The organism is Photobacterium damselae (genome assembly GCF_003026815.1).
GTDB classification, from domain to species: domain Bacteria; phylum Pseudomonadota; class Gammaproteobacteria; order Enterobacterales; family Vibrionaceae; genus Photobacterium; species Photobacterium damselae.
In genome coordinates, this window is record NZ_PYOG01000035.1 from 15580 (window position 1) to 29163 (window position 13584).

Sequence of the window (13584 nt, forward strand, 5' to 3'; positions counted from 1 at the left end):
CAATATTTATTCTAAATAATTCAGTAGTATGTTTTCTAATGTGATATAAACCATATAAAACGTGAGCAATGTCCAATTAATTCCACATAGGTATTGTATGTATGTAGGTAGATGCATACAATCCCTCAATGGAAATTTGGTGGTATTTGTATGCGTATTAGGGTTATTTTTAGTCTATTATTTTTGGTTAGTGCCAACACTTATGCGAGAAAGGATTGCCCCATCGCTGTAATAGATAATATTCAAGTTGAGAATGCTGGCGTTCTTTACTTTCAACGTGGAGTATGGAGAAAATTAGGTACCTTAACGGATATAGGTACTAAAGAAAGATTTTCTGCATTGTTAGCTGCACATATGGCGGGTAAAAAAGTTATGGTTAGCTACAATAATGACAATTTTAATTGTAATGAGACTGATTATACTACAAATGCAATTATTGTTCGGACATACAAGGATTAGTATGAGTGCTATGAGACTCGTCAGTGTGCTATTCGTTATATTTATCTCCCCTTTTAGTTATTCGTCAACAGGTAGTACTGGGTGGAGAGAAATTAGTGAAATCGGTTGTCATCTAAATGATGGTACGTGTTATGTTTCATTAGATATTAATGTTGGCCCAAGTAATTGCCATGGTAGTTCTGTTCGTTGGAATAAAGAACATTCTGATTCAGGTAAAGAAACATTAAGTTTGCTTATGGCTGCATCAGCAGCGGGGAAAAAGGTTAATTTTTATATTTCTGACAGCTGTTATGGTGCTTTTCCAACATTTAATTACATGAGTGTTAAGATGAAATAAGTCATGAAAAAATTTATACTATTTACTTTAAGCGTAATGACACAAATCACTTTTGCTGGTGAGCAGACTGGGAAGATAGAAACGTTTTATGCTAGAGCTTCTGATAATCTACATTTAGTTAGTTTAGTTGGAAGCCAACCGTCAAATAAACCTTCATGTGCAACAAATTCCTATTGGTTAATAAAAGATGAGCATAGTACTACGGGAAAGAGTCAATTCAGTCAAATATTAGCGGCCAAAATGGCTAATAAAACAGTGCTCATTAATGGTCTAAATACTTGTAGTCGTTGGCCTGATGGAGAAGATATCAATTATATAGTGATACTAGACTAATTATTTATAAGGACAACGGGATAGGTATGACTATATTAAAGTTGGTAGGGATTAGCTTACTTGTTTTTTCCCTAAATACCCATGCTGGTTATGATGCTAATATGGTAGGAAAAATAACAAGTGTAATGACATATAGTAGTGGCTCGGTATTATTTAGCTTAGACACTCAGCCTAAATCTCATCCGCAATGTACTCCTACATTTTTTGCTATATCGGCAAATACTAAAGAAAGTATCATTAATCGATTCTTATCGCGTTTGCTCGCTGCATATACTACGAAAGAAACTATTAATATTGGTTTTGATAGTCAAGGGGATTGTGCAGAAAATTGGATACGTGTTCACCGTATAGGCTAATTTGTAAGTGAGCATTAATTATAGTTTAGTTTTTATAAATAGTAATAAAGGAATAACTTTAGTTGTTTTTTAATATGAGTAAAGATTAAAAATGAGAGGTTTTTACCTTCTTAATTTATAAAGATTTCTTTTAATTAATGGGTGTATCATAGTCAGAAGCCTATGTATAAGAGGATATTACGTATAAATGATAATAAAAAATAAGAAAATAACCTTGTTATGCGTGTTAATTTTGGGTTTGATTACTCTTGTTGTTCTATTTTCTACAATTGCTTTTAAAAAGCAACAGATTAAAACCATTGAGTTTCCTGATCATACTAAAAAAGAATTGGGCTTAGAGGCTGAATATCCAGCCCCCATGAAACAGTTACAACAAGTACTAACGCACTCTTATATTAAAGAGCCATCAGATGAAGCCTTAGATATTAAGGTTGGCTTAGAAGCTCTGAATTATCAGAGTGATGATGCATCGGATGATAGCGATATAAAAAGATTACAGTTAGAAATAAATAAACTAAGAGAGATTGCCGCTAAGGATTAACATGAAAAAAGTAATACATGGATTATTATTCTCTTTAACTCTTTTTAGCGTGCAGTCAAACGCCGATTCACCGTATCTTGATGGTGAATTTACTGTTTCAGGTGGCCAGGCTAACTATAATGTAAGTTTGGAATTGCCTAAAGGAAGAGCCGGTTATACACCATCATTAGCTATTGCGTATAACAGTAATGGTGTAAATAATGAGCTCGGATTAGGATGGCAAATAGAAGGTAAAAGCACCATTGCGCGGTGTGCTCGTACATTGTCAACGGATGGACAATGGGGTGGGGTCAAATTTGATGATAACGACAGATATTGTGTCAACGGTAAACGTCTTATTGCTATAACGGGCAAAGATGGGGCACACCTTACGGAATATCGAACTGAAGTTGATGACGGTAATAAATACGTATCTTTTAATAAAGTAGGAAGTGGACCTGAATACTTTAAAGCTTGGACGCCTGATGGTGAGGAGCATACCTATGGTGGTACGGCTGATTCTAAGTTAGTGTTGGCTGGGAATGTGTTATCCTGGGACATTAGCCAAGATAGAGACAATTCAAATAATCTAATCAATTATACGTATCTTACCGATAACAACATAAAATACTTATCTGCGGTTAACTATGTTGGCGGAAAAGTACATTTCAATTATGTTGACCGAAAAGATTATGTGACTAAGTACTTTCTTGGATATAAACAGATTAGGAAAAAAAGGTTAAATGATATAACTATATCTAATAATTATAATCAAGTAGTAAATAAATACACTTTAAGTTATAAGTATGCTGACACATCAGGGCTATCATTAATCACAGCCATTTCAAAAAGTATTTCTGGTTATGAAATCACACCGATTAAAATTCATTGGTCCTATATGCCGTCAAGTACAGGACCTTCAGTCAATCATATTTTAAATGTTGCTAACCCGATTTTATACGATAAAGAGCGAGACGGTGTTTTTGAAACTGTATCACACTCAAATCATCAGACGTTAGGTATTTGGAGGAATGAGGGTTTAACAACATTAAAGAACTGTGATTCAAGTACGGGATGTTATGCCGCCGATAATAATGGTGATGGCATAAACAACTTATCGAAGTCTCGTTTATACGATATGAATGGAGACGGCAAAACAGATGGTTCGGGTTATGGGAATGTTTTAGACATCAATAATGATGGCCTAATGGATTCATACACTTATTTAAGCGGGCATGAGAATTGGACGGGGTGTGGTAAGCATGAATGTCAGAAATGGCTTAATTATTCATCGTTAAATGTTAACCTACAAAACAGCCAATTAAATCTACTTTATTATTGCTCCACTAGTGGTGGTAATTGTCGTTATTCTGATTATTTATATCATTCTTCCAAATTTAAAGATGTCGCATTTTATGATATGAATAATGACGGATACAAAGACATTTTATTTAAACTTTATGATTCCCCAAATTATCGAATAATGATAAATAACGGTAACCGTTTTGAAGCGCCCGTTGAGTTAAGTAATACGGCAAATCTTATTTCTCAGGTTCTCGATATCAATCATGATGGGATCAATGAACTTATACTAAAAGACCGTCATGGACGGGATCATCAAATTGTTTATCTTACTCCTGAAATTAATAAAGTTAAAACCGTTAAACATTATAATGGTAATGCTTATTATGCTGATGTTAACTCAGACGGTATATATGAAAAAATAACGGTAAATGATAATAAATATACCTCAATTGTCCGTTTTACACCGAATGTCTTTCATGTCGACGCCATTGAAACCTATGCAGATAAAATAGACATTAGTTATGCACCTATTTCTAATAAAAACGTCCACAAACAGAAAGTGCATTTTGATTTTCCAGTCATCAATACAACACCGTTTCTCATTGTGGTTAACCGAATAAAAAATAAAACAGGAACAACACGCTATGAATATGTTGGCGCTAAGTCCCATGTTAATGGTGGGGGGTTTTTAGGTTTTGAATCCATAACGTCAAGGCATTATTCTAACGATGGCATAGCGACAGAGGTTTACTCTAAATATGAACAATATCGAGATGTCGGTGGGAAAGTAAAAAAATTACCGACGGGTAATCTTATTTATCAAACTAAAAAAATAAATAATAAAATTCTGAGTGAAGAATGGGCTCACTATACGCATAAAGTTCAAACTGGTTATGATGGCAAGTATTCATATCAAATAAGACGAACAGAAAATACGGCTAAATATCAAGATGATATGGGGTACAATTTAGGCCTAATCCAAAAGACCTATGCTTATAATGATGTCGGTCGAGTCGTCAAAACGGTAACCTCTAAGTCGCTATCAGGCCAGCCAACCTTTACTCAAGTAGATGAAACGAGCTATTTATCGTCAGGTCTGCCGACTTATAAGGTGATAAATCAAGCCCAAAATTCGGCTTCAAGTCATATTGCAAAAAATTTAGCGCATTATGATCATCTAGATGTTTGGTGTGGAAGTGACGGCCAACAATATATTAAGCCGCGTAATAAATTTATACTGATCCATGGTGAGATTGTTACCCCTATTCTGGTTGGTGATTTTCCTTATTTTTATCGTTTAAATGTGAAAAGTCATTCATCGAATGCAACCAGTAATACTCAAATAAAAAACACCTCATTTACCGCTGTCAGTCAATCTGAATTTACATCAAAATCGCCGCAATTATGCGGTGAATATTATGTTTATGACTATAACGGTGATGGGTTACAAGATCTTGTTTCCCAAAAAGGGTCGTTAACCACATTGGTTTCAGAGTCAGGTAAGGAATTTTGGAAGACCAATGCGATTAAGCAACGTACTACGACCGTTACCTTTAATGGACTAACACAACAATCAATGGGCTCTATGTCGTACGATACTCGAGGACGGCTTTTGGCTCAGAGAACACAATCAAGTGATTACGGCACTACATCAATGGGGGCAAAATCACTTATACAACAATTTGAATATGATGATTATGGCAATGTTATCTCTGAAACAACAGGAGGGACAAATACTGCTTCTAGAACGGATCGCACGACCTATGACAGTTATGGGATATTTCCAGTATCAACGTCTAACGCCCTTGGGCATACCACGACTTATGAGTACGATCAGCTATTTGGGCTCGTAACAATGGTTACCGACCCCAATAATCGTGTGACTCGTAATGCCTACGATGTGTATGGGCGTTTACAGCAAACCTGGTTACCAGGAAGCAACAATTGGGTCAAATATTCCTATAGATTGGGCAATAATTGTGAGGCTAAAGCCAATCAGGCTATCTCATGTATTCTCACTGAAAAAAATGGGCGCGGAAAGACTATCACACAGTTTGATCGGTTGGGTCGAGAAGTGCGTAATATCAATCAATCTTTTGATGGTCGTTGGGTCTATGAGGATCAATCTTGGGATAGCCTTGGGCAAAAGTTACGTCACAGTCGTCCAAGTTTTGAAAAACCCGATCCTTCGATGTCAAATGTACCTCATAGTCAATTTCGTTATGATAGTTTAGGTCGTGAGGTTTATAGCAAAGTACCGTCAGATTCAGGAAATGGTTGGCATGAAAGTCAGATTGTGTATCAAGGCCTTAAAGAAACTTATACCGAATCCAAAGTAGGAGGAATATATACAAAGACAATCACAAAAAATTTACTTGGTCAGATAATCAAAGTGGATGAGCCATTAGGCGCGTCACAAACCTACACGTATTATCCTGATGGTAAGTTAAAAACAACAACCGATTCAGCCAATAATACGACGACAGTTCAATACGATAATCTGGGTTACCGTAAATTGCTGATCGATCCGGATTTGGGCACATTGCATTACGATCACAATGTGTTTGGTGAATTGGTATACAAGCGCGATGCGAATGATAAAACAACTCGTATTACTTATGATCAATTAGGCCGTAAAACCTATGAGAATATCTCTGGTATCGTATCGACATGGGAATATGACCGTCGAGGTAAAGGCCTTCTCTATCGACAACAAAGTCCAGGTAATACAAAAGAGCTCTTCTACAATAATGGCTTGCTAGTAGAAGAAAAAATGGTAGCGAAAGGACAAACCCTGATTCAGCGTTATAAATATGACAGTTTTGAGCGTATAGCTGAGGAAATTAGACCGAATGACCTTGTACTGCAATATATTTATAATGAGTTTGGTTATCACAGTGCTGTGCGAAGTCCTAAATCAGCCGCTGACAGTATCTTTACGAGTTTGAGTTTCCAACAAGATGTAAGGGCTTTGATAAATGCAGCAGCATCGCAAGCTCAAAAATATCTGAATTTAGCGGATCGTTACGCGCAGCAAAGGGATTTTTATCAGCGCAAAGCTAATGAAATTAAAGGCAACAGTGTTGATATCTATGAGCTTGATGTTCAATCTTTAAATCTACTTCATGGGGCTCAACGATTTAGAAAATACTGTAATAATGCCGGCGCTTGCTATTTACAACCTGCAACATGGCTTATTTTACATGATGAGGTGTCTATCCCTCTGGATGTCACACTTGATCAGTATTACCGGTTGACCCAACGATACAGCCGTACCCAAGATGGTAATCGCTACTTCGACACAACTGTTTATGCGGCATCGAGTGATGAATTAAATAACAGTGGTGCAACGCAGCAAGAGGATTGGGTCTTAAAGGATCATGATAACAACGGCTCACTGGATCTGATTGCCGGTAAGCACCTCTATGGCGCATACAAAGATGCATCAACAAAACAAGAAATTAACTTCACGGCGCAAGAGCTAACGCTAGCAAGTGAAATCGCCAATACTCGTTATCAAACTTACCGCCAATTGGTGGCAAAGTTGGTGGTGTTATCGCAGCAAGTCGCTAAGTTAAGTGGGCTTTATAAGCAAGACGAGCAAAACACGAATAAGCAAAAAGCGCATTTGCAAACGATTGTGCATCAATCGGAGTTAGCGAAGGCCGATAAAAATGCCTTTATTTATTATTGGCAACGCACCAATACGGATGCTTATGACCACACAACCAGTGAAGTCTTGGGTAATGGTCTTGCAAACAGCTATGTCCACAGTGAAAAAACAGGACGAGCAAGAATCATTGCGACGCATAAAGCCAGTCATGTTGTCAGTCAATTACAATTGTCGAATCACCAATTTATCAAAAATGGTTACCGACAGATTTACTACAATTACGATAATTGGGGCAATGTTACTCAGCGTTATGATAGAAGTTTAGGGTTAAACGAACGCTTTACTTATGACTTACTCGATAGAGTAACCAGTGCAACACCGATGTTGGATGATCAGAACCAGCACGGGGCAGGAAATCCTGATTTCAATCGTAGGTTTGAGTACCATTACGATAGGTTAGGTAATATTACTTATAAAACAGGAATCGGCCATTATGAGTATCGTTCATCGCACAAGCATGCTGTAACCCAAGCTGGTGATACACACTATGATTACGATGCTGCGGGTAATATGGTGCGTGCTACGAAACAAGATAAAGAAGAGCGTAGTATTGTTTGGACCAGTTTTAACAAACCCGAACGTATTACACGCAATGGGCATATTACTTCGTTTGAGTATGATGCAAATCATGCCCGTTTTTATCGGGAAGACAGCAATGGTAAACAGATCTTGTATTTAGGTAAAACCTACGAACAAATTCTAGATACCAAAACCAAGCATGTTGAATACAAACAGTATATTTATGCTGATGGAAAGCTTATTGCGTTGCATGTTAGCGAATATGACAATCAAAGAAACTTAAAAGATAAACAGATTCGTTACTTACATTACGATGCGCTTTCTTCTGTGGATTTAATTACTGATGGATACGGTAATATTGTCGAGCGTCGCAGTTTTGATAGTTGGGGTAAAGCCCGAAAATTGCTGTGGCAAGATCCCCATGATCCGGCCACATTAGTGCAATTAAACTTAACGACAAGAGGATTCACCGGACATGAACATCTTGAGGAAGTTGGCTTAATCCATATGAATGGGCGGGTTTATGATGCGGATATCGGTCGCTTTATTAGTCCTGATCCGGTGGTTCAAGCGCCATTTATGACAAATAGTTTTAACCGTTATTCGTATGTGATGAATAACCCACTTAAGTATACAGATCCAAGTGGTTATTACACAGCTACTGAAACCGACAATATAACGGGTCAAACGACAGAGGTTAATTTAGGGAGGGATGTTCATGAGACTGTCACAATCACCGCAGATCGAAATGATAATGGAAGTTATGGAAGTCACAATACACAGAGTGATCGGCGAGAAAACCAAATAACAGAAACATCGAAACAGACTTATTATGTTTATGGGGCCAATAAGCATTTTTATGAGCAATCATCACTAGAGAGCAGAGCTCGCATAACGGAAACCCTGGTGGGTTTGGGTCTCGATATGTCGCCTTTAGGTTTAGGCCGAGATTTTTATGAGTTTTATGATGAATTAGTCAATCCTTTAGACTCTAACCCAAATAGTGCTTCTTTGAGCGTTATTACCGGAGGAATTTATCAACTAGCAGGCCTATTTATTGCTAAAAAAGCCAAATCATTTGATAAATTACAGGAAATAGGTAATGTTACAAAGAGAGTAGAAGTAAGCCTCAGTCGTCACCCTGAAGCAGCCAAGCACATACAAGATGCTCAGGCTGCTGGTCATCCCAAAACTTTAACTATCGATAGAGCAAATGCCCTCGCTAACCGAAAAGCATCGTTGAAAGGAGTACCAACTAAGAAAGGATTGGACAGGGACGAATATCCGCCGGCGATGTTTAAAGAAGGTGGGTCAGGAGCAAGTGTCAGACATATTAATCCGAGAGATAATCGTGGGGCAGGTTCTTGCATTGGTGGGCAGTGTAGTGGATTGCCGGATGGAACTCGGGTCAGAATTAATGTTGTGGATTAGGTATGGGCAGTTATATTGATAAATTAGTATTAATTTCTAGTGACCAGTTATCTCAGAGGAAAGTTGCACCTCCTCTGGAAATATTGGAATTAGCAGGTGAGTTAGGTAATGAACTCGAAGATTTATTAAATGTTAAAAATGGGTTTTTTGCATTTGAGTCGGCACTTCGCGTTTTTCCTAGTTTAACTTCAGAGAGCTCTATTGGATTGGTTGACTGGAATGCAAATAGCTTATGGCGAAAAGACTATTCTGGTTTTACTGATGGAGCTTTGTTTTTCGCTGAAGATATTTTTGGCGGTCAATTTTGCATTAAAAACAATGTGATATGTTCTTTTGACCCAGAAACTGGATCTTTTGAGGAGATGGCCTCTAACTTCGAAAGTTGGGTTCAAGAGATATTAAGTGATTACAATGTTTGGACTGGATACTCTCTTGCTCATGAGTGGCAAGAAGCTTATGGAAGTTTGCCAAATGATATGCGCCTTATGCCTAAGGTACCGTTTGTTTGCGGGGGGGCCTTTGAGCTTGATAACTTGAGTGCCATTAAAGCCGTTAGTGGTATGAGAACGAGAGCAAACCTAGCATGTCAAATTGCTAATTTGCCTGATGGGGCGCAAATAGAATTTAAAATTATTGAATAGATAAAAAGCCCAGTTTGAACTGGGTTTTTTTTTGGTGGAGAGTATTAAATGAAATCTTATTCTTTGGAAATTTTTGCTGATTATAATCAGGTTTATCTACACGATGAAACTATAGAGCCAGACCTATCAGTAGCATGGGATGATCAAGCTTATGAAAAATTAATTATTGTGGATAACGGCTATATTGCATTATCAACGGCAAGGAATATGGATGTACCTGTTGAAATTGTGGTAAGTGATGAAAAACCTGATATAGACAAGAAGTCATGGGAGCACATTGTATATTGCGGCATAACTTTGGCTTCTGGCTTGTTGGTTGTTCGAGGGCCGAGTGATTATTTACCGGATGCTACAAGAGTTAAGTTAAAGCCTGGAAATTATGCTGCTTATGTTTTATATAAAGGATTAACTACTCTTAGTGAAGATGGCTTAGAGGGAGATGATTATTACAACATAATCTTGTGGCCATCTGATGATACGGTTGATGTTACTGTACTAAAGAACAGTGGTTTTAACTGTTAATAGTATAAATTAAGCCCGATTAATATGTGCTTTATTTATTTCGGTTCTGTCGCAAAGTTTTATAAAGTACAGGCGAGTCAAATTTCAAATATAATTATGTGTACTAATTCAGACCTGATCGGACAGTTACCCACTTTTCGACTCGGTGCCTGCCAGATTATATCTGGGCTAGATTCTTTTCAGCCCAGATTGATTTCCCATCCTCTAATGTTTCTATTGGCGTTCTGCCGCAGCACATTTTTCCTTGATGAGTACGATGATTGTTGTAGTAATCCATCCATTCGTCCAGATCTTTCTGTAACTCTTCCATTGAACCATACAGTTTCTTTCTGAACGTCACTTGGTAGAACTCATTCAACATATCTGCTGCGGTGATCGGTGTTTTTGTCGTGTAGAGCTTAGCGAAGGCGACTTTGCTGTAGGTATCAACGAAGGTCTGCTGATAGATTCGTTCAACACCTTTCAGATTGCCGACATAGAACGTGTCTTGAGAGCCGAGATAACCTGGGTGCGCTGTTTCTATTTCGCCACACGCTTCATCATCATGCTTCTTGCGCTCAAGGGCAGCAACTTGCTCGTCCGTTAAGATGATACCGTTCTCATTGACTTGTTTTTCTAATGCAAGAAGGCGATTTTTGAAGTTCTCTAAGTCATTACGAAGCCAGATTGAGCGCACGCCACTTGGAGAGATAAATCTACCGAGTTTACGTAGCTCGTTGCTTGTTCGAACTTGCCCATGAGCTGGGAAGTCGATGGCGTATTTTAGAACCGCTTGTTCGGTTTCACTATCGACTCAGTTCTTTAAGTTTGGTGTTCTTCTACTCTGATTAATCAGAGCATCGATACCACCCGTTTCAACCAATTCTTGATAGCGATAAAAAGTGTCTCGTGAGACCCCCATAACCTTGCAGGCTCTAGATACATTGCCCATTCCATGCAACTAGGGCTAAGAATGCAATCGCTATAGCAAAGTTATTAGATCTGCCTAATATTCAAAATCAAATATCAACTAAAAGGCAGTTTCTGGAAGATATGAAAGATTTTGGCCTATCGGACTTTGTAAGCTTTACGAATAGTTTGTCTTAGTAACAGCCCACACTCGCAGGCATTTTTTGCTGGATCACCGTATCCAGCATCTCCATCATAAACGGCTCAAGCCAATTTAGAGTGTCGGTTTAAACCCGAAGGTCAATGGCAAGGTAATGGTCACTTGGATATCGTGGATCAACAATGAAAGCAGAATTAAAAGGCATTCACTCCCCAGAGATCGACTTTAATGCTTTTTGGCCTGAAGAGTCAGATAACTTCAGTTTTTTGCTTCAAGCTATGATTGGCCTTGAGGGCCTAGAAGGTGAGGAGTCTTTTGGAATACAAGTCTGTGCACCAAATTGTTGATATTTCGCTACTCGGAAACAGAAGTTTTGTTTGGCGAGAAAGATGACCTTACGTCTAAGTACGATCCCATAAACAAAAAAACACAGTCAACTACCTGTAGCTTTAGATCAAGAGTTGGCAGGATTAAGAACAGCTAGCAAAGATGAAGTAAAGAATATTGCTGCCAAATGTGCCGCTAAAAGCTATTGCAGGACAGTAAGCCATTTTTATACCTACGATACATGGGCATAAATTAATGTTATAAAGAGAGTAGATTACTCGCGCCCTTCAGGTTGCAGAGAAGTGTCCTGATGTAGTTGTGCAGAACAGAATGCATTGTTGATGCACTGTTAAATTTTATACATACATAAAGGAATTGTTGTGAAAAGAAATATTGTACCACTCGTTTTATGTGCTTTGCTTTCAATAAATGCTATGGCTTGGACCTTTGGTTCGAATGTAACAATTACAGCTGTAACACTTTGGGAAGGATCTAGCGTAAACCCCTTATATTTCAAACGGTCAGATAACGTTTGGTGTTACGTGCCGGCAGATGAGAAAAATGTTCATTCACTTATTTTGACTTTATACGCGTCTGGAAAAACAGCAGATATCCACTGTCATGATCAAGCAGAAAATAAAATGGGTGGTATTGAAGCAGCACATAGACTGCATCGAATAATTGCAAAGTAGTGTTTTAATCAAAATTTAACAACGACCTATTACTGTTGCTTTTTTTTGCTTTATCCAAGCGCCAGTTTAGTCCCAAAAGCGTACTTGTCGTCGTGGGTTGATGGTGACATTACGTGAATAGGAGATTCCAAAAAACAGGTAGTTAAAGTTCATTTCGATAAATACCCAGAGAATGCTCGTGTTAGGTTAGCGGAGCTACGAAATCTGTATCTGAATTTGATCTAGATGAAGTCGGTTAAACTATAAAATAGGGTGAACCAAGCGATACTATAAAAATAGGCAGTTCGCTAAAAATGGACTATAGGCTTAAGTTTTCTAACAATGATTACCTTTTCTTTAATTACCAAACCTAGCTCGTCGATACATTATTGAAATTGTATGCTGAAGAACTAGTGTTTTAGGGAAATAGAGCAATAGTTCTGCTCTTATCGAAACTGATACCAGAAAGACTAATAAGGTACTGTTTAGAGTTATCAGCAGCGTAAAAAATTATCTTTTTTTAGTATTGATCATTCCTTCGTTGGTTTTTGTCTTTATAGCACAATATATGTTAAGTCCAGCCGTAGCGTTATCCTCATCAGTAAAAGATAATAACCAAATTGAGAAGAAGATTTTTCTTAAAAATTAGTTAAATGCTTAGGGGTTAGCCTGAGCATTGTCTAATCTATTTAACAGAGCATCTATTTATGTGCACTAATAGTGATAGCACAATATTGTAACAACTTAAAAACTCTAGAGTTTACCCTTTTACTGCTTTTCCTCATATATTTATGGTGATGTGATTTTGATTAATTTTTATTGCATATTTTATTAAGTACAATCTATACAAGATAAATAAATTAATTACTGGTATTAAATATATTTTGCATTCAATTTATATAAAAGTATCGAAAAAATGTGATTAAAGTTTATTTTTTTTACTAGTTGATTATAATAGTCATGTTTTTAATTAAATTTTGATGTGTAAATCAAAGTTTTAAGGAGGTTCAATGAAAAAACTAATGTTTTTTATATTATTAGTAGTATCAAAAAATGTATTTGCAGATTTTTCCTGTGAAGTTGCAGTCAATAGAGTCCTAGTTTACGGTGATGGCAGTGTCAATGTTTTTCATTCTGGTAGAAATGATTACACATATATTTGTAATACAAAGGGTACGTGGAAGGGAATTGATACCGTCACGTGCTCATTATGGGTAGGAATGCTTCAAAGTACACAGAATAATGATAAGAAGGCCATATTTTATTATGCTGGTGAGGGAGGGTGTTCTAGTTTAGGTACTTACAGTGATGCTCCAGCTCCTGTGTACATCGGTTCAATAAAATAAACTCTATCTTAAGAATAAAGAGTAAATAGATTATCGATAGTTTTAATTATGTGGTTATTCTTTTTTATTCAATATTACTTTTTATTATAATTAAGG

The 13584-nt window shown here is 37.3% G+C and carries 11 protein-coding genes and 1 pseudogene; 11 read left to right on the top strand and 1 reads right to left on the bottom strand.

Translation table 11 applies throughout. The features are described from left to right. The first annotated feature begins 111 nt into the window (after positions 1 to 111). The 8 genes from CTN07_RS19720 (at position 112) to CTN07_RS19755 (ending at position 10096) form a co-directional block, all read left to right on the top strand. Positions 112 to 459 (top strand): hypothetical protein, encoded by a 348-nt coding sequence (locus CTN07_RS19720; protein WP_198137229.1) that lies wholly within the window; start codon positions 112 to 114, stop codon positions 457 to 459. 1 nt (position 460) lies between these two features. Further along, the gene (locus CTN07_RS19725; RefSeq protein WP_036766295.1) at positions 461 to 796 is read left to right on the top strand and encodes a hypothetical protein; all 336 of its coding nucleotides are present in this window, start codon (positions 461 to 463) and stop codon (positions 794 to 796) included. Between the two features lie 3 nt (positions 797 to 799). Continuing rightward, a complete protein-coding gene (locus CTN07_RS19730; RefSeq protein ID WP_036766293.1) occupies positions 800 to 1129 on the top strand; it encodes a hypothetical protein in 330 nt (109 codons plus the stop codon). A 26-nt stretch (positions 1130 to 1155) separates the two neighbouring features. Next, on the top strand, positions 1156 to 1485 hold the full coding sequence (locus CTN07_RS19735) for a hypothetical protein (RefSeq protein ID WP_036766292.1): 330 nt from the start codon (positions 1156 to 1158) through the stop codon (positions 1483 to 1485). Positions 1486 to 1672: 187 nt separating this feature from the next. Beyond that, a complete protein-coding gene (locus tag CTN07_RS19740) occupies positions 1673 to 2026 on the top strand; it encodes a hypothetical protein (RefSeq protein ID WP_146154893.1) in 354 nt (117 codons plus the stop codon). A 1-nt stretch (position 2027) separates the two neighbouring features. After that, positions 2028 to 8933, top strand: coding sequence for an RHS repeat-associated core domain-containing protein (locus tag CTN07_RS19745; RefSeq protein WP_005306984.1), 6906 nt, complete (start codon positions 2028 to 2030; stop codon positions 8931 to 8933). A 2-nt stretch (positions 8934 to 8935) separates the two neighbouring features. Beyond that, positions 8936 to 9574 carry an SMI1/KNR4 family protein gene (locus CTN07_RS19750; protein ID WP_005306981.1) on the top strand — a complete coding sequence of 213 codons (639 nt, stop codon included), beginning with the start codon at positions 8936 to 8938 and terminating at the stop codon, positions 9572 to 9574. Positions 9575 to 9622: 48 nt separating this feature from the next. Next, the gene (locus tag CTN07_RS19755; protein WP_036766289.1) at positions 9623 to 10096 is read left to right on the top strand and encodes a hypothetical protein; all 474 of its coding nucleotides are present in this window, start codon (positions 9623 to 9625) and stop codon (positions 10094 to 10096) included. 157 nt (positions 10097 to 10253) lie between these two features. Here the strand turns inward: CTN07_RS19755 and CTN07_RS19760 are convergent. Next, positions 10254 to 11027, bottom strand: a pseudogene (locus CTN07_RS19760) (helix-turn-helix domain-containing protein). Between the two features lie 299 nt (positions 11028 to 11326). Here CTN07_RS19760 and CTN07_RS19765 point away from each other — a divergent pair. The 3 genes from CTN07_RS19765 (at position 11327) to CTN07_RS19780 (ending at position 13488) form a co-directional block, all read left to right on the top strand. After that, entirely contained in the window at positions 11327 to 11491 is a 165-nt protein-coding gene (locus CTN07_RS19765) for an Imm8 family immunity protein (protein WP_080551816.1), read from the top strand. 360 nt (positions 11492 to 11851) lie between these two features. Further along, entirely contained in the window at positions 11852 to 12163 is a 312-nt protein-coding gene (locus CTN07_RS19770; RefSeq protein ID WP_036766287.1) for a hypothetical protein, read from the top strand. 989 nt (positions 12164 to 13152) lie between these two features. Next, positions 13153 to 13488 carry a hypothetical protein gene (locus CTN07_RS19780; RefSeq protein WP_036766285.1) on the top strand — a complete coding sequence of 112 codons (336 nt, stop codon included), beginning with the start codon at positions 13153 to 13155 and terminating at the stop codon, positions 13486 to 13488. Positions 13489 to 13584: the final 96 nt, after the last annotated feature.

What these genes read in the sequence shown, in the direction of transcription:
- CTN07_RS19750 (WP_005306981.1), top strand. Translation starts at nt 8,936, where the DNA reads ATGGGCAGTTATATTGATAAATTAGTATTAATTTCTAGTGACCAGTTA.
- CTN07_RS19755 (WP_036766289.1), top strand. Translation starts at nt 9,623, where the DNA reads ATGAAATCTTATTCTTTGGAAATTTTTGCTGATTATAATCAGGTTTAT.
- CTN07_RS19745 (WP_005306984.1), top strand. Translation starts at nt 2,028, where the DNA reads ATGAAAAAAGTAATACATGGATTATTATTCTCTTTAACTCTTTTTAGC.
- CTN07_RS19735 (WP_036766292.1), top strand. Translation starts at nt 1,156, where the DNA reads ATGACTATATTAAAGTTGGTAGGGATTAGCTTACTTGTTTTTTCCCTA.
- CTN07_RS19740 (WP_146154893.1), top strand. Translation starts at nt 1,673, where the DNA reads ATGATAATAAAAAATAAGAAAATAACCTTGTTATGCGTGTTAATTTTG.
- CTN07_RS19780 (WP_036766285.1), top strand. Translation starts at nt 13,153, where the DNA reads ATGAAAAAACTAATGTTTTTTATATTATTAGTAGTATCAAAAAATGTA.
- CTN07_RS19765 (WP_080551816.1), top strand. Translation starts at nt 11,327, where the DNA reads ATGAAAGCAGAATTAAAAGGCATTCACTCCCCAGAGATCGACTTTAAT.
- CTN07_RS19725 (WP_036766295.1), top strand. Translation starts at nt 461, where the DNA reads ATGAGTGCTATGAGACTCGTCAGTGTGCTATTCGTTATATTTATCTCC.
- CTN07_RS19720 (WP_198137229.1), top strand. Translation starts at nt 112, where the DNA reads ATGCATACAATCCCTCAATGGAAATTTGGTGGTATTTGTATGCGTATT.
- CTN07_RS19730 (WP_036766293.1), top strand. Translation starts at nt 800, where the DNA reads ATGAAAAAATTTATACTATTTACTTTAAGCGTAATGACACAAATCACT.